The sequence below is a fragment of the Methylocystis sp. IM3 genome, assembly GCF_038070105.1.
GTDB lineage: Bacteria > Pseudomonadota > Alphaproteobacteria > Rhizobiales > Beijerinckiaceae > Methylocystis.
In genome coordinates this window covers 1,162,778-1,186,915 of the sequence record NZ_JBBPBZ010000002.1, presented here as the reverse complement: position 1 = coordinate 1,186,915, position 24,138 = coordinate 1,162,778, and the positions used below count along the sequence as shown (strand labels likewise).

Genomic DNA, 24,138 nt, shown 5'->3' with positions numbered 1-24,138 from the left:
CCGGAGACTGCCAGCTCCGGCCCCTCCCCCGTTCGGCGCCGCGGCGGACGGCCTCGCGCCGATAGTCCTCACATTGCTCTTGGGGTCTTAACGCCCCGCTAACCACATTCAAATTGCGCTGTGGCCCCAGAAGTCAAAGCGCGCGCGTCGACCGTCCTGAAGAGGCGCCGAAACCCTCGAGGGCCGCCTCAGCGCCATCTAGGGCGGTGAGCTGCGTGTGGATATCCTTCAGGCGCGCCAAATCATGCTCGCTGGAATTTTCGGCCAGTCGGGCCTCAACTGCGCGAAGCTCCTTATTTAGCGCCCAAAAACGCCGATGCAAGACCAAAGCCTGACGCAGGCTTTCCGCCGCGTCGGCCGGAGCCGCGTCGGGGCGCACGCTCCAGAGCGCTGCATGGGCGACCATGCCGGAGAGGCGGCCGGCGACGGCGGCGAGCCCCGCCTCCTCGAGCGCCCGCAAGAGATCGGCGCGCGCGCCGCCGCCCGCCTCGGCGAAGCGCAGCAGGGCGTCGCGCAAAGCCGAGGCGTCGGGCGAAGCGAATTCGAGGCCCGCCACGTCTTCGAGCTGCGCCGCGAGCACCTCCGGGTGGTTCATCAAGATGAGCAGGATCAGCGCGTCCCGCGGCGCAATCGGCGCCTTGACGCCACGAAAGAGTGGCGAATTGGCGAGCGCCGCGCTGATTCGGACCGGACCGCCCTCCGACTCGCCCCGGCGGGAGAAAGCGCGGCGACGAGGCGAAAAGTCGCGCCCCCGCCCCGGAGCCGCAGGCGCGGGGCCGAGAAGGCGCGCCAGCCGGTCGCTCAATTCCTGGCCATAGTAGCGGCGCAGCGTCTCGTCGCCGATCTGGGCCGCGACCTCCCGCAAGCGGCGCTCCAGCCCCGCGCGCCGTTCGGGCGTGTCGAGCGGCGCGCCTTGCGTTTCGCGCACCCAGAGCAGATCGACGAGCGGCAGCGGCTTGTCGAGGGCCTGCGCCACCGCCGCCGGGCCGCCGGCGCGCAACAACTCGTCCGGGTCCTGTCCGTCCGGAAGGAGCGCGAAGCGCAGCGTCCGGCCGGGGCCAATGAGCGGCAGCGCCGTGTCCACGGCGCGATAGGCGGCCTTGAGCCCTGCCTTGTCGCCGTCGAAACAGAGGATCGGCTCCTCCGCCATGCGCCACAGCAGTTGGCACTGATCCGCCGTCAGCGCCGTCCCGAGCGGCGCGACGGCATGGGGGAAGCCCGCCGCCGTGAGGGCGATCACGTCCATATAGCCCTCGACCGCGATCACCGCGCCGGCGTCATGCGCGGCCTTGCGGGCGTTGTGCAGATTGTAGAGCGTCGCGCCCTTGTGGAAGAGCGGGGTCTCGGGGGAGTTCAGATATTTGGCCTGGGCGTCGGCCTCCAATGCGCGTCCGCCGAAGGCGATGACCCTGCCGGCGCGGTCGCAGATCGGGAACATCAGGCGGTTGCGGAACCGGTCGTAGGGAACCGCAATGTCGGGGCCGTGGATCAGCAGCCCGGCCTCGATCATCGTCTCGGCCGTCGCGCCCTTGCCGGCGAGATGGTCGCGCAGCGCGTGCCGGTCGGGCGGCGCATAGCCGAGCCGGAATTTGTCGCGGGAGACGGCCGAGACCTGCCGGCGGTCGAGATAGGTCCGCGCCTCTCGACCGGCGGGGCTCGCGAGCTGCTTTTGGAAGAATTCGGCCGCCCATTCGAGCGCCTCGCCGAGGCTCGCGCGGCGCACGTCCTGCTCGCGCTCCTCCCGCGTCTCGACGGGCATGGGAAGGCCCGCCAGCGCCGCCAGCCGCTCCACCGCCTCGGGGAAGGTCAGTCCCTCCGTCTCCATCAGGAAGGCGAAGCCGTCCCCATGCTTGCCCGAGGAGAAATCGTGAAAGAAGCCCTTCTGGTCGTTCACGTAGAAGGAAGGCGTCTTCTCGGCGTTGAAGGGCGACAGCCCGCGCCACTCGCGCCCTTCCTTCTTGAGCTTCACCTTCTGACGCACGACCTCCGACACGGGAACGCGCGCCCGGATTTCGTCGAGGAAGGTGGGAGAGAAACGCATGGGCGGCTTTTAACACAGGAGCGCCGAGAATCATCCTGCGAGCCCGAGCGCGAGGGGCTCGGGGGCCGGCCACCGCGAGACGGCGGCGCCGCAATCGGGCGCGGCCGTCTCATTCCCAGAATTTGACGAGCTTGAACGGTTCGGTCACGTCGGGGGTGTTGTTGATGAGCGTATCGTAATTGAGCGGTCCGCTGAAGGTCAGCCGCCAGGTCGGCGGCTCGACGGGATGGCCATGCACATCCATCACGCCCACCCCGCAATTGGCCGCTGAAGCCGGCACGTTGATCAGGCCGTTGCAGGCTTGATACAGCGGGTCCGTGGGAATGAGCGACCCATAGCCGTATGCGATCGCCTGCGAGCGGGAATTGAACATGTTGAAGACGTCGAGCTGCAGCTTCCAGCCGTCCTTCCAGCGGTAGCCGGCGCGGGCGTTGACCACGCCGATCGCGGGGCTTTGCAAGAAACCGTCGGCGGTCAGGGGGCGCTGCGAAATGTAGCGATATTTGAACGCGCTGAACCAGCCCGTCGACTCGCCGAACTCCACCACCGCCGTCGCCACGATCGGCGGCGCGTTCACCAGATAATTGCCCGGCGCATTGCCGAGGAAGGTCCCCCACGCGATGCTGTCAGGCTGAAGCAGCTGCTGGTAGAGGGCGGCCTGTTCCTGGTCGAAGCCGATGAAGCGCGAATAGGTCGCGGTGACGTCGCCCTCGAAGCTCAACCACGACAGCGGCCGGTAGTGATTGGTGAACTCGACGCCGAGGCGCCGGCTCGGCGGTCCGAAGACGGTATTGCCCGAGTCGCCGGCGAAGACGTTTTCCGATCTCAGCTGAATCCAGAACAGCGTCAGCGCCGACTCGAGCCGGTCGATCGCCTTGGTCTTGACGCCGACTTCCGCCGCGGTCGAGGGGGACAGCAGCGGACGCTTGGCGACCCACAGATAGCCGAGATCGTCCGTCGCTTCGTTGGTGGAATAATTCTGCGTCGTGCCGCGCGCGTCGGTCGAGTGGAAGCCGCGGCCGAAATTCAGGTAGAAATCCGTCTTGTCGTCGAAGGGATTGATGATGACCGAGGCTTTCGGGCTGATGAGCTGCGCCGCGCTGGCGCCGCTGTTGTACGGCGCGGTCCAGAGCTTCACCGGCTGCGCCGGGTCTTCGTTGAGATAGCCGACGATCGGAGCGGCGTATGGCGATTGCAGGCCGTTGACGCTGGCCCAGTAATAGTCGTAGCGCGCGCCGACGATCGTCGTGAGCCAGGGCGCCCATTTGGTCTTCACGTCCGTCAGGAGGCTCATATTGCCTTCCGCCACGGCGTCGTTGCGGATGGCGTCGTAGGCCGCGCGGCGGAAGGTGTCCTGCAGGCCGACGCGAATGTCGTCCCAGCGCGTCTGATAGCCGAAGCGAAGCTCGGACGGAAAGTCGAGAAAATTGAACCTGATGCCGTGGATGCCGTTCGAGCCCAGAATGGTGCGGCGGTCGAACTGACGGAACTGGTCGCCCAACACCGGATTGGTGAGGAAATAGGTGAAGTTGTTGTAGAGCTCCAGCGTCGAATGGATCGCATAGGCGTTGACGCGGGAATAGTTGTTCTCGCCTTCCCGGTTCCAGTGGCCGGACAGGCTGAAGCGCGTGGTGTCGCCGCCGTCCGTCGGGCTGAGGGAGCCCCATCGCGAGATGAGCCCCGTATCGACGGCCCGAAGCGGAAGCTGGTCCGTGGAGGTCCAGTGGTTGGCGTAGGCCATGCCGGTCACGCCGAAGCCATTGGCCTCGTCGCCGCGCGAGTAGCGCATCACGGCGTTGATCTTGCGGACATTGTTCGGCACGACCCAGGGGCCGTTGTAGATCGTCGCCTCGGCCGCGCCCAGAATGTCGCCGCCCATGAAGCTCCAGGACTTCATGCCGAACTGGCGGCCATAGCCGAATTCGCCGGCGCTCGACGTGAAGACGCCCTGCGGCACTCTCTTCAGATATTGCATCCGGATGGTGCCGGCGTTCGAGAAATCGCCGTCTTCGACATTGTAGGGGCCCTTGCGCGCATCGACCGAGGCGAGCAGCTCGGGCATGACAAAATTCGCGTCCGCATAGCCCTGGCCATGACCATGCGTGCGCATGTTGAGCGGCATGTCGTCGAGATAGAGCGCAAGATCGGTGCCGTGATCGAGGTCGAAGCCGCGCAGATAATATTGGTTCGCCTTGCCCTCGCCGCTGTGCTGGGTGACCGCGAGACCCGGCACGATTTCGAGCGCCTCGCCCGGCCGGTAGAAGGGGATGGCGTTGACCTGGCCGCCGGTAAAGAACCGCTCGCTCGACGAGGTCATCTGCTTCGGGCCGGTCGGATAATCGATCTTCGGGCCGAGCGCGGTGTCCTGCTCCGTGCTGGGCTCCACCGGTCCCGGCGCCGGTTGAGCGGCCACCACCGCGGGAACCGCGCGCACCGGAGCCTGAGTTCGCGGCGCCGGCTTGCTCGCCACCCGGCGCGGCTGACGCCCGCCAACGTTGATCGTCGGCAGGGTTGCCTGCGCAAAAGCCTCGCCTGCGCAACAGGCGGCCAGGAGCGCGGCGAGGGAGATTTGCGTGCGGCGGGCGAACATCCTGGCGGTCTCCACAAATTGGCGCAGCTATTTTTTTCTTTGCCTTACGCTGATTTGAGCGGTCGTGCGCGCCTGCGCCTCTATTGGCGAAGAGGCGTTCTCTCCGCAGAGAGCCATGGACCTGACCTCGGACTTTGCTTTGGGCGGTTCATTGTCGCTCCCGACGGTCGTTGTGATTTTTCCGAAAATTTGTCTTACGGGGGACGCGACTGTCAATCGGGCCGCCAAGAATTGGCGGGCGAGTAACTTTTTTGCAACAGAAGCTTAAGGAGGTATTAATCATGAGCGTGCGGGTGGTCCGGCGCGGTCTGGCTGGCCGCCGGATCGCCGTCTTCCGCCTCGGCCGGGACAACGACAAGCTGGCCGTAGCGCACGCCGCGCTCGCCGATCAGATGGCTGGCGAAGTGTTCGACCTCGGATTTCTGGCCCTTGAGCAGCGAGACCTCCAGGCAGCTCGAGGCGTCGAGATGCACATGCAGCGTCGCAATGGACATGTCGGCGTGGGTGTGGTGGTCGTGGACGAGCTTCCTGGAGAGCTGGCGCGTCTCGTGGTCATAGACATAGACCAGCGCTGCGATGCAGGGCCGCGCATGGTCGTCGGCCCTGGGCTCTTTGAGCAGGCCGGCGCGCACGAGATCGCGCACCGCCTCGGAACGGTTCTGATGCCCGCCCGCCTCCATGTAGCGATCGAGCGCGCTCATCAGCTCGTCGTCTATCGTCACCGTCACGCGCTGCATCGCCGCCCCTGCTCCGGCCCGTCGCCTCTTACGCTTTCTACCGGCCAGCGCCGTCGCCCGCAACGAAGCTTTGTTTACACGGTCTTGTCCGGGCCCTGCGCCTTTGGCATGGTGCGCGCCAACCAAAACAAAAGGAAACGTTGAAGATGACGGGGTTCTGGAGGAGGCTGGCCGCCTCGGCGCTGTTGTGCGTCGGCGCGGTCGTGGGAATGGCGGCGCCCGCTCTGGCGCATACGCCCGATATATCGACGGGCAAGATCGCCCCGGCCGGCGAGCGCGTCTATGTCGTGGACGTTGGCTTCCTCGCCACCGATCTCGAGCGCATGTTCCAGGAGACGATGGACGAGCGCGCGAGCGTCGATCTGTCGCCGCCCGGCGTGCTGGAGGAGGAGATCGGCAAATTCGTCGGCAAGCGCGTCGCCATGCGCGACGAGACGGGCCGCGCCTGCATGGCCAAGGTCGAGAAGGCGGGCGAGGACCCGACCAACCAGGACAGCGCGCTCGTCGTCATGCGCTTCGACTGCTCGGGAACGACCGGCAAGGTCTTCTATGACCCGACCAAGCTGCTGGCGGCGCAGGGGTCGAAAGGCAAGCACCTCATCTCTCTGACGGGGACGCCAAACGCCGGCGAGACCATGCGCTATCCGCAGGACCCGCCGCTCGACCTCGCGCAGCCCATGGAGACGACGGCGCAGCTGATGAAGAAGTTCTTCGAGGCCGGCGTCGAACATATCGTCACCGGCTACGACCATCTGTGCTTCCTCTTCGCGCTGATCCTCTGGGCCCATCGCGTCTGGCCGGTGGTGAAGATCGTCACGGCCTTCACCATCTCCCACTCGATCACGCTGTCGCTCGCGGCGCTCAACATCGTCACCCTGCCCTCGACGCTGACGGAGGCGCTGATCGCTCTGTCGATCGTTTACGTCGCGGCGGAGAACTTCTGGTCGAAGAACGTCGACAAGAGGTGGCGCAACACCTTCCTCTTCGGCTTCATCCACGGCTTCGGCTTCGCCTCGGCCCTCACCGAAATGGGCGTGCCGCAGGGCGCCGTCGTGCCGGCGCTCGCCGCCTTCAACATCGGCGTCGAGGCGGGCCAGATCGCCATTGTGATGGCCGTGCTGCCGGTGCTGCTCTACATCGACCGCCACACCGACGGAAAACGCCACGACAAGCTCGTCTATGCGCTGTCCGCGCTCATCGGCCTATTCGGCGCCTTCTGGTTCCTGCAGCGCATCGGCGTGATCCCCGGCGCCTGACCGGAACAAAAACAAAGCGCGGATGGCGAGCCATCCGCGCTTCGAAACGACAGTAAAAAGCCCGGCCTTATTTCTTGGCCAGAAGCTCTTCCACCTTGGCCGCGCCCTGCTTGGTGAGCGCAATGACGCGCGGCGTCGCCCAGGCGATGAACTCCTTCGTCAGCCTCACCGCCATGCAGCCGACCATCGTCACCGTTTCGACCGTCTTGTCGAACCAGGGGAGCATGGGGCTGTCCGCCGGGATCTTCGCGCGCAGCCAGGCGACGGCGGCCTTGGTCTTCTCGGTGGCGAGCGCCGTGAGCAGCGCGACCGGGTCGGCCGAAGGCGTATTTTCGATCGCGGCGCGCAGGCGCGCGATCTCCTCGGCCGCCTCGTCGGCGCGGCGATTGGCGTCGTCGGCCAGGCGGGTCAGATTCTGCACCAGCGCCGTAGCGGAGGCTTTCTCCTGGGCGAGCCGGTCGCGCTCGGCGGCGGCCGCGGCAAGCTGCTCTTTCAGTTCGTCCCGCTCCTTGGCGTAGACGTTGGCCTTGGCGACAATCTCCGCTCTTTCGAAATTCTGGCGGTCGCGATCGCCCCGGATCGCTTTCAGCTGCTCCCGAAGGCTCTCGAGCTCGGCGCGGGTGACTGTCTCTTCAGGTTGCGCAAGTGATTCGTCGGACATGTCCGTCTCCTTGATGCGGTTGCGCAACGCGGGTTGCGGCGGAAAGGCGGGGAAGCGGTTCGGCTTCGAGAAACGCTCGTCAACGAGATCAAGGAATATGGTTAATTTTTTGATTACGGCCAAATCGTCTTTTTTCGGAACGCTCAGGCTTGCGCCTGTCGTTTTGGCTCGCTCCAAAGGTTAACGCGCCCGCGCCGCGCCTTGATAATGTTGCAGCAGGGCGGCGCACTCACGGGGCGCGGCGAGGCATTTGTCGCGTGCGGCGGCGACGAGGGCGTCCGCCCCCGCCTGAGCCAGCTCCCGCGCGCCCAGTTCGACCGGCGCCCGCCGCTGGGATTTGGCTGCCGCTGAACTCGCCCGCGACTGCGTTGAATCTGACGGGCCCTCGGCCCCGCGCCAGCCGAGCGCGAACAGTACGAGCGCGATGCAAGCGACGCATTTGAGGAGAAAAAACAAGGGCTGATCTCCGCCGGATCGGGCGCCTGAGAGAACACGCCGTCCGTAACCTTTGTCGCGCTCGGGGATTGAGCAGAAGTAAACGCGCCCCCGCCTCGCAAAATGGCAGGGAGACAACCAAAATAAAACCTTTGCTCTTGCGCCGACGCCAGAGGGCCGTCCTCGCGCAGAACCGCTCAGCACTCATTAAGACTGCTCAGCCACCTTCCTGTCGAGCAGGAGCGCGCCGTTGCGTATTTTGGTTACCCAATCGATGTCCCCGGAAGGTCCGTTGCGTTTTCTCGACCATCTCATCCACGAAAGCGCGGGCGGAAACCCGCTCGAACGCGCGCGCCATCGCTTCTTCATGCTGCCGCGCCTCCTTTTTGCCGGCTGCGCGCTCGCCAGCGCGCCAATGTGGCTCTTCGTCTACGGGCCGCCGACGCCTCACGAGGCCTTGATCTTCCTTCTTGCGCAGACGCCGCTCGTCGCCGTCGCCGCGTTCGCGCGCACGGGTCGGCTCGTCCTTGCGCAGAGCATCTCCATTTTCGGCTGGCTCGCCTTGTCCTCGGCGCTCTATGCGGGCGCGGGCGCAACAGGCCCCGCCGTGGCCTCACTGACCATCGCGCTCGTGGAAGCCGCGCTGGCGGCCCCGGGCGTCGCGCCGATCGTCCTCGCCGAGGCGGCGGCCATCGCCGCGATCACGGCGGGTCTCGCTGTGAAAGACTTCGGCGGCCTCGACCTTTCCGCAGCTTTCCCGATCTTCGCCGCGCCGCTCATCCTCTACGCCGCCTTTCTCGCGCGCTGCGCCGTGCGCGCCGAGAGCGGCGAGAAAAACCCGGCCGAAGCGGCGAGCGCGCGGGATCTGCGCCTGCTCACCGGCGCGCTCGGCGACATCGTCCTGCATCTCGACCGCAGCGGCGCCGTCGTCGCGCCCATCGGCGACGCGCACAAGTCCTATGGGCTGGAGCGCGGCGACCTCGTCGGGCGCGGCTTCTTTCAGAGGGTTCACATCGGCGACCGTCCGGCTTTTCTCAAGCTCGTCTCGGACGCCGCCGCGCAAGGCGCGCCCTGCGCCGCCGTTCTGCGCGTCCAGGTCGGGCTCGCGCCTTCGGCTTCGGGCGACTACGCCGAGCCGGTGTTCAACAATTTCGAGGCGCGCATGCGCCGCGCGGATGCAACGGCCGGGGAGACGGACGGATCGACGGCTCCCGTCGTCTGCCTTCTGCGTGACGTGACGGCGCAGACGCGCGCGGAAGAGGCCATCGCGGCGGCGCGGGCGGAGAGCGCGCGCGCCGCCGCGATGAAGGAGCGCTTCCTCGCCAATGTCAGCCATGAATTGCGTACGCCGCTCAACGCGATCATCGGCTTTTCGGAGATGCTCGCCAATCCGGCGCTCTCGCCCGCGGATCCGGTCAAGCAGCGCGAATATGCGCGCATCGTCGCGGATTCGGGCAATCACCTGCTTCAGATCGTCAACACGATCCTCGACATGTCCAAGATCGAGGCGGGCGCGATGCAGCTCAACCCTGAGCCCTTCTCGCTCCCCGAGCTTCTCGACCAGTGCTGCGACATGATGCAGCTCAAGGCCGACGAAGGCGGCGTGCGGCTCCTGCGCGACTACGGCCGCGACTCGGCGCAGCTCGTCGCCGACAAGCGCGCCTGCAAGCAGATCACGCTCAATCTTCTGTCGAATGCGGTGAAATTCACGCCGGCCGGCGGTCGTGTGAGCGTGCGCGTCGCGCCCGAGGGCAACCTCCTGTCCCTGACGGTGGCCGACACCGGCATCGGCATTGCGCCGACCGATCTCCCGCGTCTCGGCGACCCCTTCTTTCAGGCGAGCGCCACGCACGGCCGCGCCTATGAAGGCACCGGGCTCGGCCTTTCCGTCGTGCGCGGTCTCGTCGGGCTGCACGGCGGCGCCATCGTCATCGAAAGTGCGCCGAAGAAGGGCGCGGCCGTGACGGTGCGTCTGCCGCTCGACTGCCGCGCGCTCGCGTCTGCCCCTGGCTCTGCCTCCGGGGCCGCCGCCAGGATCGAAACCATTCCGCGCCATGGCGCCGCTTTTGGCGCGGTCATTCGCCACGACGAAGAGACGGTGAAGAAAATTGCGTGACGTTTCTCTCAGCGACCAGAGGTTCGACGACTTCCCCGAGGAACGCGCCGCGTCGCCCAAGCGCCGCGGGGCGGGCGCCGCCCCCTCCCCCGCGCGGGCGCCCAAGAAAAAGCCCGCGCGCGGCGGCATGTTCGAGAAGCGCCGCCTCGGCGTCCTGACGCTCGTCGGCATCGGCGGCCTCGCCCTCGTCGGCGTGCCGATGAACGCGCTGTTCTTCCAGGACGGCCGCCATCCCGCACCCCTCTTCTCGGCGCATGTGGTCACGCCCGAGAAGAGCCCCGTCGCGGAAACGCCGACGCCGCCGGCCCGCCCGGCGAAAATCGAAGCCGCCGCGCGCGAGGCCGAGGCCGTCAAGACCGAGGCGGCGCCCCGGATCGGCCCGAAGGCCGCAGCAAAGCCGGAGCCCGCGAAGGTCGATCCGCTCGCGGCGCTCCTGAAAACCGACCCCGCCCCCGCTGCCAAGCCGGAAAAGAAGCAGCCTGCCGCGAGCCGGGACCAGATCGGCTCGCTGCTCGGAAGCGACGCCAAAAAGTCCCCCGCCGCCCCGGCCGAAACGCCGGCGGCGGGGCCCGACCGCAATGTGCTCTCCGCGCAGCGCGCCCTGCAACGGCTCGGCTATGTGGTGAAGCCGGACGGGATCATGAGCCCTGGCCTACGCAAGACCATCGCGAAGTTCGAGCAGGACAACGGCCTCTCCGCCACGGGCGAACTCACGCCAAAGGTCGTGAAGGCCATCGCCGCGAAGGCGGGGGCGGGGGCGGGGCGCCCTCAGTGACGGGCTTGGACCAGAGGCGCGTCGCGCACTAAGTTGGGCTGATGCGTCTACGATCCGACATTTTTGCCGCCGCCCTCATCCGCCGGGCCGAAGCGCAAGGCGCCGTCGCCATGCTGCGCCGGCGCGGCTCGGCCGAGGCCGGCGCCCTTTTCATCAAGCTCGATCGGCTCGACGGCCGCGCGGCCGTCTATGGTCCCGCCCCGCAAAGCGAGGCGCTGCCGGAGGGCGTGGATCGTCTTTTTTCCAAGGTCCATGCGGGCGATTGGGTCGATTCCGCCGAGGCGGAGGCGCGCCTCAAGCGTGAGATCATGTTCGACCCCGACCTCTGGATCATCGAGATCGAAGACCGCGACGGGCGCGTCTTCGTCGATCTCGCCGCCTGAGCCTCTCACGCGGACCGATCGGCCTTGCGCAGCGGCGCGGGGCCGAGAACCTGCGCCGGACGCCGCCAGCCGGGCGCCGCCGCGAGATCGTCGCGTCCGCTCACGCGCCGTGCGGCCTCGCGCTCGCCTTTCAGCCCGCCGACAGTCGCGGCAATGATCTGCGTTGCGGCGCGCTGCGGAATGGCGCGCACGAGCGCAGAGAGCGTGGGCGCCCGGTTCGCCTCCTGAGCCAGGAAGATGCGGGAGGCCGCATCGGGATCGACGCCGAGCGCCGCCAGCGCCAGCGCCAGCGGTTCGCCCTGCGCGTCGGATAGGATCGCCGCGGCGCGCTCCCGGCGACAGTCGAGGGCTTCGGCGAGGATCGCCACCATGCCCGCGCGGTCGCTTTCCAGGGCGGCGGCCTCGAGCCGCACGGCAAGCGCCGGATCGGCGGGGCGGCGATCCGCCTTCCCTGTGGCCAGCGCCCGCCGGCATGCGTTCAGGATGATGTCCGTACGCTCGTGGCGCGTCGCGGCGAGAAAGAGGCCCTCGGCCTCGCCGCTGAAATCGTCGCGGTCGAGCAGGATGCGCCCCAGGCTCAGATCGTCGCGCGCCGCCAGGGCGAGCGCGCGCCGCGCGCCCGCGTCGAGCCGGAGGCTCCAGTTGGCGGCGAGGGCGCGAAAGGTTTCGGCTTCGCCACGCTGAATGAGCGCGTCGACGACATCTCGATCGAGCTCGGCGCGTCGGGCGACCGCGCAGGCAAGAGGCGCGCCGCCCTGCGCGGCGGCCAGCAGATCGGCGCGCGGGAGGGCGGGAGCAAATTGCAGGGCAAGCTCGGCGCAAGGCCCGCCCTTGGCGAGAAGACACGGAAAGACCGACGCCGGCGTCTCGGGATGCATGCATAAGGGACGGGCGATGCGCGCCGCGGCGTTGGCGTCGACGATATCGATGAGGCCAAGCGCAAGTTGTTCGAATTGCTTGATGTCGCCAATCGGATGTATCTGCCGCGCGACAAACTGGTCGACGATGGCGCCAAGAAGCGCGGCATGGTCGATCCGTCGCCCTGACATATCTCGATGCATGGATCGGCTACTCACTCGAACGCTTACGCAACTGGAGGAGAGAGACTAGCCCCGGGTCGTTAGCGGAACATTAACCCTCGCCGCCCCCTAATTCCGTTCAGAGTTGATTCATTTTGGACCAAAGCCGCCACGAAGAGGTCGACATGGGGGAGGTCATCGCCTTCGGATTGCGTGGGAACATCCCGCGCCGTGTGAGCGAGCCGCGCACCGGCGACGCTCAAATATTGTTCTTCCTCGGCGTGCGCTACCTGCGCATGGACGAGACGCCCGCCCTCGAGACGCACACGCCGGGCCGGGGGCCGCAGGGCGGCAAGAAGCGCAAGAGCCGCGCCAGGGGCTGAGGGAGCGTGATCTTGGCCATGGCGCCGGCCGACGACTCGCATTAAGGTCTCGTCGCGGGGGTCGGGATGAGCGACGCACGGGCGGCTGAACATCGGGAGCTTGGCGGCGGCGTTGTTTCGATCGCGCCGCGCCTCTACTGGCCGCCGGAGGCGCTACGGCGCGCCTACGCCGAGGAAGTCGAACTCAGGCGGCCCTTTCTGTGGCGCGCAGTCGGCGCCATTGGCGGCGTGGTCCTCTATTTCAGCGCCAACCGCGAGCCTTCGCTCACCCTTTGCTTCGGGGCGCTCGCCAGTGTCGTCCTGATCGCCTTTCTCACCCGCCGCCACGCGCGCGCCCATGGACTTTTTCTCGCCCTCGCCTTCGTGGCGGCCGGCTTTGCCGCGGGAGCCTGGCGCACGGCGCGGGTCGCGGCGCCGGTCGTCGCAAGGACGGGCGTCGGCGAATTGACGGGATTCGTCGAAGAGATCGACCTGCGCGCCAGCGGCGCGCGCTTCATCCTGCGCGTCGCGAGTGCGGAGGGTTTTTTGAATGATGTTGCGCCCGCGCGCGTGCGCCTCACAATGCGCGGCGAGCCGCATTTCGCCGCGGGCGACTTTATCGCCCTGAAGGCGCGGCTTCTGCCGCCCGCGCGGGCGGCGCTGCCGGGCGGCTATGATTTTGCGCGGGACGCCTATTTCGCGCGGATCGGCGGCGTCGGCAGCGCGCTCGGCCGCATCGAGACCATGCCGCCCCCCGATCCGGCGCCGGTGTCGCTACGTTTTTTCGCCGGGGTCGACCGCGTGCGAAATGCGCTCGCGCTGCGCGTCGACAGGACGATCGGCGGCGACGCCGGCGCGATTGCCGCGGCCATGGTCACGGGCAAGCGCGACTTTCTGTCCGAGAATGCCAAAGATCTCATCCGGCGCGCCGGCATTTTTCACATCGTCACGATCTCCGGCATCCAGATGACGCTCGTCGCCGGCATTTTCTTCGTCGGCCTGCGCCGTCTGCTCGCGACGTCGCAGACGCTCGCCCTCAACTATCCCATCAAGAAATGGGCGGCGGCGCTCGCCATCGTCGGCGCAATTCTGTACGACATCGCCACCGGCTCGCGCGTCGGGACGGAGCGCGCGCTGATCATGACGCTGATCATGCTCGCCGCCGTGCTGTTCGATCGGCCGTCGCTCTCCATGCGCAATCTCGCGCTCGCGGCCTTCTTCGTCGTCGCCTTCGAACCGGAGGCGATATTGGGCGCAAGCTTCCAGCTCTCCTTCGCGGCTGTCGCGGCGCTCATCGCCGTCTATGAATGGCGGGGCCAGCGTCTCGCCCACAGCCGCTCGGGGACGGCGCCTTCCCCGCCCGGACGTTTTGTGGAGTGGCGCGAAATTCTGGCCGAGCGTCTTTTGCATGGCCCTGGCGCGCTCGTGGTCGCGACGCTCTGCGCCACTTCCGCGACCGCCTCCTTCATGGCCTATGACTTCCACGAGATCAGCCCCTATGTGCTGATCGGCAATCCTCTGACGCTCGCCGTCATCGAGTTTTTCGCCGTGCCTTGCGCGCTTCTCGGCGCCGCGCTCTACCCCTTCGGGCTCGACGGCTTCATCTGGCGCTGGCTGGAGATGGGCATCCATCTCGTCACATGGCTTGCCGGCCTCATCGCCAGCGCGCCCGGCGCCAGCCTTCAGGTGAAGGCTTTCGCGCCCTGGGCGATCGTCTTTCTTGCCCTCGCCGTGCTCTCCGCGGTGCTCTGGCGGACCAGCGCGCTGCGCGCCACGGCCATTCCGCTGGCGCTGATCGGGCTCCTCGGCGCCAGGAGCGGCGCCGGATTCGATCTCGCCATCCCCGCGTCGGGAGACGCAGCGGCGATCCGTCTCGCCTCGGGAGAACTCGCTTTGCTCGCCAGGAGGCCCGGCGCCTTCGCGGCGGAACAATGGCTGCGCGCCGACGCCGACGGCCGAAGCGTCGTCGAAGCGAAAGACGGGACCGCTTGCGACGATTACGGATGCGTAGCCCGTCTGGCGGACGGGCGTTTTGTGGCGCTCGTCACCGCGCGCGGCGCTTTTCTCGAAGATTGCGCGCGGGCGGCGATCGTCGTCACGCCGCTGCGCGCGCCCGAAGGCTGCGGCGCGCCGCTCGTCATCGACCGTATCAGGCTCGCGGAAACGGGGGCCGTGTCCTTGCAGTTCGCCAAGGAAGGCGGCGTCCTGTGGACGACCGCGCGCGGGGTCGACGAGGACCGGCCCTGGTCTCCCCGCCCGCCGCCCGCGACCGGGCGCGCCGCGGCGCCCGAGGATGAGGAGAGCGAGGAAGCGGAACTCTCGGAACCGATGGAATGAACCACAGCGGCGCGAAAGCGTCGCGTCCCAGTCAAAACGACGGGGTTTGCGAGGGAGCGGAGCCGCCCCGCCCGCCTCACGTCGTCCGCCCGCGAGAAGCGGGATGGGCGAACCCCTTCAGAGCCGATATGACTATCCCTGTAAATCAGAGGGAAAGGTTCAATATTTCCGCAACAGGCTGACGAGCTTGCCCTGGATTCGCACCTTGTCGGGGCCAAAAATCCGGGTCTCATAGGCGGGATTGGCCGCTTCCAGCGCGATGGAGGCGCCGCGCTTGCGCAGCCGCTTCAGCGTCGCCTCCTCGTCCTCGATCAGCGCCACGACGATGTCGCCCGAGTCCGCGTGATCCTGCTTCTTGATGACGACCGTGTCGCCATCGAGAATGCCGGCCTCGATCATCGAATCGCCGCGCACCTCGAGCGCGAAATGCTCCCCATTCGAGAGCATGTCGGGCGGCATGCTGATCGTATGGCTGCGGCTCTGAATAGCCGAGATCGGCGTGCCCGCCGCGATGCGCCCCATGACGGGGATCGCCACCGGTTGATTGCCCGACTCCTCGCGTTCGCTCAGTGGGCGGACGCGACCGAGATTGCCCTGAATCACCGCTGGCGCAAATTTGCCCCCACGGGAGCCGGCGCCGCCCCTGGGCGTCGCGGACTCGGGCAGACGCAGCACTTCGAGCGCACGGGCGCGATTGGGCAGACGGCGGATGAAGCCCCGCTCCTCGAGGGCGAGAATGAGCCGATGGATGCCGGATTTGGATCGCAGATCGAGCGCGTCCTTCATCTCGTCGAAAGAGGGCGGAACGCCCGATTCCTTTAGCCGCTCATGAATGAAACGCAGCAGATCGCTCTGCTTTTTCGTCAGCATGGAACGCCCCTGTCGCCACGGTGACAGCCCCTTGAGAGCAGTCGCGCGTTACAAACAAATCATGAACGATTCTTAGACGTTCCCTTTGCGTTCCGCAAGGGCAAATGCGGCAGGGCGGTCGCCAGGAAAAGCCTCGCGCGCGCCGGCGAAGCGACGCCCGCCCGCTATTTCTTCAGCTTCAGCGCCCGCTTGATCGAAGACGTCGGACCATCGTCGGCGGTGGCGGCGAGCGCCGACATGTCCCGGCGCGTATCCGTCGACAGCGCCCGCGCGACGCTCGTCGTTTCCGCCGGGCGGGCCGGCGTCGCCGCCTTGGCGGCGGCCATGGTCACGACCGGCGATTTCGCGGCGAGCGGCGCAGGCTTGCCGCCGCGCGCCGCCTTGTCCTCGAGCGCGATCTCCTCCGGCGGCGCGACCGCCTCGGGCCGGCTCGTCTCGGCGACCTTGGAAAGGAAGCTCGGATGCATGCCGCCGTCCTGATACACGACGCGCACCGGCTTCACCTCCTGCGAAAGCTCGGCAATTTTCGCCTCGTCCTTCGCGGCCTTGGCGGAGACGCTGGCGACGATCTCGGGGTCCTGCCTGAGCGGCGGACAGGCGGAAAGCGGATCCAGATGCCCGTCCGATTCGGCGTTGAAGACATAGCGACGGCCACAGAAGGCGACCTGCGGCTCCTCCTTCGTCACCTCGAAGTGGTCGCTGCCTTCCTTGAGGTTCTTCCAGAAACCGATGTTGGGGTCGAGCCGGTGCTTGGCCAAATTGTCCGCTGTCATGCGGAATGGAAACGACTGCATCTGAATCGAGCGCTGGCCGCCCTCGAAGGAGGAGCGCGCGACGGCGTAGATTTCGGCGATCTGCGCGTCCGTCATGGAGAAGCAGCCCGCCGAGGAGCAGGCGCCGTGCACCATGATGGTGCCGCCGGTATGGCCCAGCGCCCTGTCGAGCTGGTTGGGATAGCCGACGTTGAAGGACAGATAATAGGACGAATTGGGATTCATCTGCGCCGGGCTGATCGAATAGAAGCCCTCCGGCACCTGACGGTCGCCCTCGCGCGTCTTGGGTCCGAGCTGGCCCGACCAGCGGCACATGGGATAGGTCTTGAGATGGACGTATTTGCCGTCGGCGCCCATCTTCCAGATCTCGAGCTCGGCCTCTTTCTTGTAGGCGCGGATCAGCATGGGCGATTCCTTGCTGGCGCCGACTTTCTCCATGAGGGCGAGGGTCTCGCGCGGGATCGGCGCGAGGGAGCGATGGGACAATCCGCTGTCCTGGCAGGCGGCAAGTGAGAGCGCGACAAGAGACAGCGCGGCGAAGGCGGCGGCCGATACGGCCGGCTTCAGGACCCGGTATGTCATGCTCTCGAGCTCCCTTCAGCGTCCCTGCCCGCCGCTCACGCAAGCCGACGGGCGAGGGCCTCCCAGCCCATCTGGCTGCTTAGTCCCAACATTGGGCGACAAAGTGTTCGTGGCGCCTCTGGAGGGGTTGGAACAAGAGCTTTTTACGCATTTACCTTAACGCTTCTCGTCGAGCTTGCGCCCCATATTGAGAAACTTTTCGGCGCGGGCGTGACGCAACTGCTCGCGCGACAGATTGGTCAGGCGCGAAAGCTCCAGCGAGACCGCGTCGCCGACGGCAGCAATGGCGGCGGCGGGATCACGATGGGCGCCGCCCGCAGGCTCCGCGACGATCAGGTCGATGATCCCGAATTTCAGCAGATCCTGCGCGGTGATCTTCATGCTGGTCGCGGCGTCCTGCGCCCTGGCCGAATCGCGCCACAGGATCGAGGCCGACGCCTCGGGCGAGGCGACGGTGTAAACCGCGTGCTCGAGCATCAGCACCTTGTTGGCGGCCGCGATGGCGATGGCCCCGCCCGAGCCGCCCTCCCCCACCACGACCGCGACATTGGGGACGCCAAGCTGAAGCGAGGCGTCCGTCGAGCGGGCGATGGCCTCGGCCTGGCCGCGCTCCTCGGCGTCGATGCCCGGAAAGGCGCCGGCGGTATCGACGAGCGAGATAACCGGCAGGCCGAAACGGTCGGCGAGCTCCATGAGGCGAACGGCCTTGCGATATCCCTCGGGGCGCGCCATGCCAAAATTGTGGTGCAGGCGGCTCGCCGTGTCGGAGCCCTTCTCCTGACCGATGATGCAGACCGGCTCCCCCCGGAAGCGGCCGAAGCCGCCGACGATGGCCGAATCCTCGCCGAAGAAGCGGTCGCCGGCGAGCGGCGTGAATTCGGTGACGAGCTGCTTGACGTAATCCGAGAAATGCGGCCGCTGGGGATGGCGCGCGACCTGAATCTTCTGCCAGGGCGTCAGGCCCGCATAGAGATCCGCGAGCGCCTTGGCGGCCTTCGCCTCGAGCTTGGTCAGCTCCTCGGCGATAGACACCCCTTCGCCTTTCTCGGCCAGCGTGCGCAGCTCCTCCACCTTGGTTTCGAGTTCGGCGACGGGCTTTTCGAAGTCGAGATAGGAGCGCATGGACGAGGGGGATTCCTTGCTTGAAAGCCTTCGGGCAGCCGGGGGCGGCTTCGCGCGCGCAAACTCGCCGCTCGGCGCTACGAAGTCAAGAAAAGGACGGCGCCGGGCTCGAACCAGCTTTGTGTAGCATCATCCACACATCGAAGTCGCTGGCGGGCGGGAATGGCGAGAGACACGAAAAAAGGCGCGAAAAGCGAGGTCCTTTCCATGCGCATGGACCCGGCGACGCGCTTCCTTGTGGATTTCGTCGCCAGATGCAAGGGACAAAGCATCTCGACGGTGGTGGAAAGAGCCATTCAGGAAACGGCAGACAGGATCAATCTTGCCGACGATCCCCGGACGGGGGAAATCAAATGGACGCATTTCTGGCATATCAACGAAGGCGTCCGCTCGCTGAAAATGTGGTCGGAGAAGAAGCTCTACCCGAACTATGAGGAGCAGTTCATCGTTTCCTTCGCCAACATGCACTGGCCGTTCTTCTACGTGACGGAAAAACGGACAGCCTACAAGGAAGCCTATATCGACATCATCTGGCCGCAGATCGACGAATTCGCAGAGATTTGGCGCAACACGCGGACGACGGACAGATGGGCGGCCGGAAGAGCCATGCGCACCGCTATTCTGAACGCCGGCGTTCAGCCGCCCGACTGGCCCCCGAAGCCGCCGGCGCCGCCCCCGGCGGCGGCCCAGAAGAACCCGCCCGGCCAGTCCGGCGAGGGCAAGGCTTCCTGATCGCAGTTGATCACCGCGCCGGTCGCGGTAGAAACACCCCAAAAAGGGAGTCCACCGCCTTGAGCTCGACCCGTCCCGCCGAAAGCCGTTTCGTCGCCGCCGCCGACGGTCTCCGTCTGCATTATCTCGATTACCCGGCGCCGGATGCGGCGCGCCTGCCGCTCGTCTGCCTGCCGGGCCTCGCGCGCACGGCCGATGATTTCTGGCGCGTGGCCGAGGCCGCGCGGGAGCGGCGGGTGCTCGCGCTCGATTATCGCGGGCGCGGGCGATCGGCGTGGGACAAGGACTGGCGCCGTTACGATCTCGATGTCGAGCAGGACGATATTTTCACGGTTCTCGTCGAGGCCGGCGTGACGCAGGCGGTTTTTCTCGGCACGTCGCGCGGCGGGCTGCATACGATGCGCATCGCGCAGGCGCGGCCCTCGCTGGTGCGCGCGGCGATTCTCAACGACATCGGCCCGAAGATCGAGAAGGACGGGCTTCTGCGCATCAAGCGCTATGTCGGCAAGCTGCCGCCGCTCTCGCGGCTCGCCGAGGCGATCGCGCTCATGCGCATGACGGCCGCGCCGCAATTCACGGGCGTCAGCGCCGAGGAATGGGAGATCTATGCGCGCCAGACCTTCGTCGAGACGGAGGGGCGAGTCGAGCTCCGCTATGATCCGGCGCTCAACCACACGCTCGACGCCGTCACGCCGGACGCGGAATTCGAGGAATTCTGGGAGCCCTTCGCGACGCTGTCGAAAGTCCCGATCCTCGCCCTGCGCGGCGAGACAAGCGATATTCTTTCTCAGGACGTCTTCAACGAAATGGCCCGACGCGCGCCGCTCCTCGAGCGTCATACCGTGCCGGGACAGGGCCATGCGCCGCTGCTCCTCGATCAGCCGACCCTTGCGCGCATCATGGCGTTCCTCGACGCCTGTCCCTGATCAGGGCGCATAGCCCTGCGCCTGATTGAGGCGCGAGATCGCCGCGCCGACGGCGACCGTCGTCGCCGCCTGGGCCCGCTGGGCGTCGAGCTGAAGCTGGCGGATCCGGTAAAAGTCGAGACCGCCGATTTCGCCCAGCGCAAAGGATTTGCGCGACAGTTCGAACTGTTCGTTGGCCACGGCGAGCCGCTTGTCGGCCAATCCCGCGGCGCGGCGCGCGGCGGCGAGATTGGCGCGGGCCGCGGCAATGTCGGCGAGCACGACGCGCTTGGCCTTTTCATAATCCGCCCGCGCGCGAGTCATTTCGGCGTAGGCCTCTGCGCGCCTCGGCTCCTGGCGCCCGTCCGTCGGTAGAGGGATGCGGAGGCGAACGCCGACCGTGGTGGCGTTGGTGAGCTGATCGGTGATCGGCTGCGAGAGGTCGGTCGAATATTGCCGGTTGTGCTCCTGCCGCCCAAAGACGGCGACGTCGGGGCTCTCGATCGGCGTCGCCTCGACGAGCTGGGCCTGAGCTTCGGCGCGGCGGAGCGCCGCGATCGGCGTGCGCAGCGCCGGATGATCCTCGATGTCGCCGGCGGGCTTCAGGGTTTCGAGCGTTCCGTCGGGCGGCGCGCCGCCGGTGAGCGCCTGATAGTTCACCCGCGCCACTTTTTCCGCGCCCTCCGCCTGCGCGAGCTCCGTTTCGGCGGCGAGCAGTTCGTTCTTCGCGAGCAGCGCGTCGGCCTCGGCCGCGTCGCCGAGCTCCACGCGCCGCGTCATGTCGGCGCCGATCTCGCGCGCCGTCGCCACGCGATTGCGCGCCACGCCCGCCTCCCGCACGGCGCGCTGGGCGTTCCACCAGGCGTCGCGCAACAGGCCCGCGACATCGAGGCGCCGCAAAGCGATGCGCTCCTCCACCTCTATGGCGCCCGTGGCGACTGTCGTCTCCATGGCGTCGCGCTGGCCGGGCAGCCACAGCGGCAGGCCGGCCTCGACCTCCGTTTCATTGTAATTTCGCAGATTTCCCGCGACCGCGTTGCGCTGCGTGCTCCCCAGATAGGGCGACCCCGGCGAGATCGAGCGCGTCGTGGCGTAGCGCGAGGTCACCGCGCCGAGCTGGGCCGCGAGCCCGACGCTCTGCGCGTCGATCGCCACGGCCATGTCGAGATGGCGCACGAGCTGATGGCCGAGTGGCTTCTTGCCCCGCTTCTCGACAGGCTGATCGCCCTTAACCGTCACTGCGCCGCGCGCCTTCGGCCCCGCGAGCACCGGGGCGGCAGGCGCGCAAAGCGCGGCGGCGACGAAGAGCGCCACGCGTCTCATGTACGGACCATGCGATGGGCGAGGCGGTTGCGTTTGGCGCGCAGACGCCAGCCGACGGCGCGATCATAGAGGATCGGCAACAGCACGAGCGTCAGCGCGGTCGCGGAAATCAGCCCGCCGATCACGACGATGGCGAGCGGGCGCTGAATCTCGGCGCCCGGCCCCGTGGCGAAGAGGAAGGGAATGAGGCCGAAGGCCGCGATGGTCGCGGTCAGCATGACAGGGCGCATGCGCCGCCGCGCGCCCTCGACGACGGCTTCGCGGGTCGTGCGGTTCCCCTCCGAGACCAGCTTGTTGATGTAGGAGATCAGCACCACGCCATTCAGCACGGCGATGCCGATGAGCGCGATGAAGCCGACCGACGCCGGAACCGAGAGGAATTCGCCCGAGAGCCAGAGCCCGAGAATGCCGCCGATCGCGGCGAAAGGCACGTTGCAGAAGACGAGCGTCGCCTGCAGCGCGGAGTTGAATGTGAAATAGAGCAAGAGGAAAATCAGCGCCAAAGCGATGGGCACGACGATGGCGAGCCGCGCGGAGGCGCGTTGCTGGTTCTCGAACTGCCCGCCCCATTGATAGCTGTAGCCCTTGGGCGTCTTCACATGCCGCGCGACGGCGGCTTTCGCTTCGTCCACGAAGCCGACGAGATCGCGCCCCTCGACATTGGCGAGGACGGTCGCGAAGCGACGGCCATCCTCGCGGATGACCTGGATGGGGCCGTTCTCCGCCTGCACCTCGGCAAGCTGGGAGAGCTCCACGACCTTGCCGTCGTTGGAGACCATGGGCAGGCGCGCGAAATCGACCGACGACCGCCGCGAGGTTTCGGAGCCGCGAATGACGAGCGGCGTGCGGATCGGGCCTTCGAGCACGATGCCGACCTGCTGACCGTCGACCCAGACGCGCAGGGCGTCCTGAATCTCGCCGGCGTTGAGGCCGAAGCGCCCGGCCGCCAGCCGGTCGACGCGCGCGGTGAGATAGCGCATGCCGTCGTTCTGGAGTCCGAACACATCGCGCGCGCCGGGGATTTTCTTGAGCTCCGCCGTCACCTCGCGGGTCAGGCGGTTGAGTTCGTTGATGTCGTCGCCAAAGATCTTCACGACCACGTCGCCGCGCGCGCCGATGATCATCTCCTGCACGCGCATGTCGATCGGCTGCGAAAACGCGTATGAAATGCCGGGAATGGCGTCGAGGACCTGGCGGATTTCGCCCACGAGCCAGTCCATGCCGTGCCCGCGCCACTCTTTCTGCGGAGCGAGCGTGAGGAAATTATCCGTCTCGTTGAGCCCGACGGGATCAATGCCCAATTCGTCGGCGCCGGCGCGGGCCATCATGCCTTTCACTTCCGGCATTTTCTCCATGATCTGGCGCTGGATCAGCTTGTCGGTCTCCGCCGCCACGGCGACGCTGATCGTGGGATGCTTGCGCACGGTGATGACCGGCGTCCCCTCGTCCATCACCGGCATGAAGGTCTGGCCGATGCGCGAGAAGGCCAGGCCCGCGACGACGAGGCCGAGGATCGCGACGCCGCCCACCGCCAGCGGCCGCGCCAGGGCGATCTCGAGCAAAGGCTCGTAAATCGCCGCGATCTTGCGCACGAGCCAGGGCTCGTCCGCCGCGCCGGGGCGCAGGAGCGACGCGCTCAACGCCGGCACCACGGTCAGCGACAGAACAAGCGCCGAGCCGAGCGCGAAGGCGATGGTGAGCGCCACCGGCGCAAAGAGCCGGCCTTCGAGACCCTCGAGAGAGAGGAGCGGCAGGAACACCGTGACGATGATGACGACGCCCGAGGCGAGCGGCGTCGCGACTTCGCTCGTCGCCTCCAGCGTCATGAAGATGCGGTCGGCGAGCGTCGCGTCATGGGCGTGGGCGAGCCGGTGCTCGACATTCTCCACGACGACCACCGCGCAATCGACGAGGAGGCCGATCGCGATGGCGAGGCCGCCGAGCGACATGATATTGGCCGAAAGGCCCCAGAGCCGCATGATGCCGAATGTCGCGAGCGCCGCGAGCGGCAGGATGACGGAGACGACGAGCGCGGCGCGCAGATTGCCGAGAAAGAGCGCGAGCAGGATCACGACGAGGACGATGGCCTCGATCAGCACTTTCTGCACGGTCCAGACCGCCTTGCCGATCAGCTCGCTGCGGTCGTAGAAAATTTCGATTTTCGCGCCCTTGGGCAGCAGCGGCTCGATCTCGGCGAAGCGCGCCTTGACGCCGTCTACGACCGTTCGCGCATCCGCGCCGCGCAGGCCCAGCACCAGCCCCCAGACAGCCTCGCCCTCCCCATTGCGGGTCACGACGCCGTTGCGCGGCAACGCGCCGAAGCGCACTTCCGCCACGTCGCCGACGCGCACGACGCCGGTCTTTCGCGACTCGATCACGACCGAGCGAATGTCTTCGAGCGACCGCAGCCGACCCTCGGCGCGCACCAGCAGCGCCTCCTCGCCGTCGCGGACGCGGCCGGCGCCGTCGTTGCGGTTGTTCTTGGAGAGCGCGGTTTCGAGCATGGCCACGGTGACGCCCCGCGCCGCCATGGCGGCGGGCGACGGCGCCACCTCGAAGGTGCGCACGAAGCCGCCGAGCACGTTGAGATCGGCGACGCCGGGAAGGCCGCGGATCGCCGGGCGGATCGTCCAGTCGAGCAGGCCGCGCTGCTCGGTCGGCGTCAGATCGCCGCCGACGAGCGTGAACATCAGCATCTCGCCGAGCGGCGTGACGATCGGCGCAAGGCCGCCGGTGACGCCGTCCGGCAATTGATCCTGAACCTGGGAGAGGCGCTCATTGACCTGCGCGCGCGCCCAGTAGATGTCGGTTCCTTCCGCGAATTCGAAGGTGATCAGCGTGACCGAGTATCGCGTCGTCGAACGCATGCGCACGAGCGAGGGAATGCCCTTGGCGGCGATCTCGATGGGCGCGGTCACGCGCGCCTCCAGCTCCTCGGGCGTGAGACCCGGCGCCCGCATGGCGACGAGCACCTGCACCGGCGCGACGTCCGGAAAGGCGTCGATCGGGAGCTTGAGATAGCTCACCGCGCCCCAGCCGGCGACGAACAGCGCGCAGAGGAAGGTGAGAAGCCGCTGGCGAAGCGAGAAATGGATCAGGCGCTCAAGCATGACGGGCGA

Annotated in this window: 19 protein-coding genes; 8 read left to right on the top strand and 11 right to left on the bottom strand. The window is 67.3% G+C overall.

Annotated elements, in window-relative coordinates:
- Positions 1 to 133: 133 nt before the first annotated feature.
- From dnaG to nikR, 3 genes are all read right to left on the bottom strand, one after another.
- A complete protein-coding gene (gene dnaG / locus WOC76_RS07590; RefSeq protein WP_341107874.1) occupies positions 134 to 2,041 on the bottom strand; it encodes a DNA primase in 1,908 nt (635 codons plus the stop codon).
- Between the two features lie 109 nt (positions 2,042 to 2,150).
- Positions 2,151 to 4,631 carry a TonB-dependent receptor gene (locus WOC76_RS07585; protein WP_341107875.1) on the bottom strand — a complete coding sequence of 827 codons (2,481 nt, stop codon included), beginning with the start codon at positions 4,629 to 4,631 and terminating at the stop codon, positions 2,151 to 2,153.
- A gap of 275 nt (positions 4,632 to 4,906) precedes the next feature.
- On the bottom strand, positions 4,907 to 5,368 hold the full coding sequence (gene nikR / locus WOC76_RS07580; RefSeq protein WP_341107877.1) for a nickel-responsive transcriptional regulator NikR: 462 nt from the start codon (positions 5,366 to 5,368) through the stop codon (positions 4,907 to 4,909).
- A gap of 146 nt (positions 5,369 to 5,514) precedes the next feature.
- On the opposite strand from nikR, the gene WOC76_RS07575 reads away from it, so the two are divergent.
- Positions 5,515 to 6,624, top strand: a complete 1,110-nt coding sequence (locus tag WOC76_RS07575) for a HupE/UreJ family protein (protein ID WP_341107878.1) — start codon at positions 5,515 to 5,517, stop codon at positions 6,622 to 6,624.
- 67 nt (positions 6,625 to 6,691) lie between these two features.
- Here WOC76_RS07575 and WOC76_RS07570 read toward each other — a convergent pair whose 3' ends face one another.
- Positions 6,692 to 7,285: a hypothetical protein gene (locus tag WOC76_RS07570; RefSeq protein ID WP_341107879.1), complete on the bottom strand. Its 594-nt coding sequence runs from the start codon at positions 7,283 to 7,285 to the stop codon at positions 6,692 to 6,694.
- Between the two features lie 180 nt (positions 7,286 to 7,465).
- Entirely contained in the window at positions 7,466 to 7,741 is a 276-nt protein-coding gene (locus WOC76_RS07565; protein WP_341107880.1) for a hypothetical protein, read from the bottom strand.
- A 229-nt stretch (positions 7,742 to 7,970) separates the two neighbouring features.
- On the opposite strand from WOC76_RS07565, the gene WOC76_RS07560 reads away from it, so the two are divergent.
- Genes WOC76_RS07560 through WOC76_RS07550 form a run of 3 tightly spaced genes read left to right on the top strand, consistent with a single transcriptional unit; the run spans position 7,971 to position 10,994 of the window.
- Complete coding sequence (locus tag WOC76_RS07560; protein WP_341107881.1) at positions 7,971 to 9,836, top strand: sensor histidine kinase; 1,866 nt, start codon at positions 7,971 to 7,973, stop codon at positions 9,834 to 9,836.
- A complete protein-coding gene (locus tag WOC76_RS07555) occupies positions 9,829 to 10,611 on the top strand; it encodes a peptidoglycan-binding domain-containing protein (protein WP_341431352.1) in 783 nt (260 codons plus the stop codon). The genes WOC76_RS07560 and WOC76_RS07555 overlap by 8 nt, the downstream gene beginning before the upstream one ends.
- Positions 10,612 to 10,652: 41 nt before the next feature.
- A complete protein-coding gene (locus tag WOC76_RS07550; RefSeq protein WP_341107884.1) occupies positions 10,653 to 10,994 on the top strand; it encodes a DUF1491 family protein in 342 nt (113 codons plus the stop codon).
- A gap of 5 nt (positions 10,995 to 10,999) precedes the next feature.
- Here the strand turns inward: WOC76_RS07550 and WOC76_RS07545 are convergent, their stop codons facing one another.
- Positions 11,000 to 12,055, bottom strand: coding sequence for a DUF2336 domain-containing protein (locus WOC76_RS07545; protein WP_341107886.1), 1,056 nt, complete (start codon positions 12,053 to 12,055; stop codon positions 11,000 to 11,002).
- 143 nt (positions 12,056 to 12,198) lie between these two features.
- On the opposite strand from WOC76_RS07545, the gene WOC76_RS07540 reads away from it, so the two are divergent.
- Positions 12,199 to 12,396, top strand: a complete 198-nt coding sequence (locus tag WOC76_RS07540) for a hypothetical protein (RefSeq protein ID WP_341107888.1) — start codon at positions 12,199 to 12,201, stop codon at positions 12,394 to 12,396.
- Positions 12,397 to 12,462: 66 nt separating this feature from the next.
- Positions 12,463 to 14,712, top strand: coding sequence for a ComEC/Rec2 family competence protein (locus tag WOC76_RS07535; RefSeq protein ID WP_341431351.1), 2,250 nt, complete (start codon positions 12,463 to 12,465; stop codon positions 14,710 to 14,712).
- 159 nt (positions 14,713 to 14,871) lie between these two features.
- Here the strand turns inward: WOC76_RS07535 and lexA are convergent, their stop codons facing one another.
- The 3 genes from lexA to WOC76_RS07520 form a co-directional block, all read right to left on the bottom strand.
- Entirely contained in the window at positions 14,872 to 15,582 is a 711-nt protein-coding gene (gene lexA, locus WOC76_RS07530; RefSeq protein WP_341387847.1) for a transcriptional repressor LexA, read from the bottom strand.
- Positions 15,583 to 15,746: 164 nt separating this feature from the next.
- Positions 15,747 to 16,937: a L,D-transpeptidase family protein gene (locus WOC76_RS07525; RefSeq protein ID WP_341107893.1), complete on the bottom strand. Its 1,191-nt coding sequence runs from the start codon at positions 16,935 to 16,937 to the stop codon at positions 15,747 to 15,749.
- Positions 16,938 to 17,093: 156 nt separating this feature from the next.
- Entirely contained in the window at positions 17,094 to 18,059 is a 966-nt protein-coding gene (locus WOC76_RS07520; protein WP_341431350.1) for an acetyl-CoA carboxylase carboxyltransferase subunit alpha, read from the bottom strand.
- Positions 18,060 to 18,221: 162 nt separating this feature from the next.
- On the opposite strand from WOC76_RS07520, the gene WOC76_RS07515 reads away from it, so the two are divergent.
- Both WOC76_RS07515 and WOC76_RS07510 read left to right on the top strand, forming a co-directional pair.
- Positions 18,222 to 18,791: a hypothetical protein gene (locus WOC76_RS07515; RefSeq protein ID WP_341387844.1), complete on the top strand. Its 570-nt coding sequence runs from the start codon at positions 18,222 to 18,224 to the stop codon at positions 18,789 to 18,791.
- A 59-nt stretch (positions 18,792 to 18,850) separates the two neighbouring features.
- Complete coding sequence (locus WOC76_RS07510; RefSeq protein ID WP_341107896.1) at positions 18,851 to 19,717, top strand: alpha/beta fold hydrolase; 867 nt, start codon at positions 18,851 to 18,853, stop codon at positions 19,715 to 19,717.
- Here WOC76_RS07510 and WOC76_RS07505 read toward each other — a convergent pair whose 3' ends face one another.
- Positions 19,718 to 21,019 carry a TolC family protein gene (locus WOC76_RS07505; RefSeq protein ID WP_341107899.1) on the bottom strand — a complete coding sequence of 434 codons (1,302 nt, stop codon included), beginning with the start codon at positions 21,017 to 21,019 and terminating at the stop codon, positions 19,718 to 19,720.
- On the bottom strand, positions 21,016 to 24,129 hold the full coding sequence (locus WOC76_RS07500) for an efflux RND transporter permease subunit (RefSeq protein WP_341107901.1): 3,114 nt from the start codon (positions 24,127 to 24,129) through the stop codon (positions 21,016 to 21,018). The genes WOC76_RS07505 and WOC76_RS07500 overlap by 4 nt, the downstream gene beginning before the upstream one ends.
- Between the last annotated feature and the right edge of the window lie 9 nt (positions 24,130 to 24,138).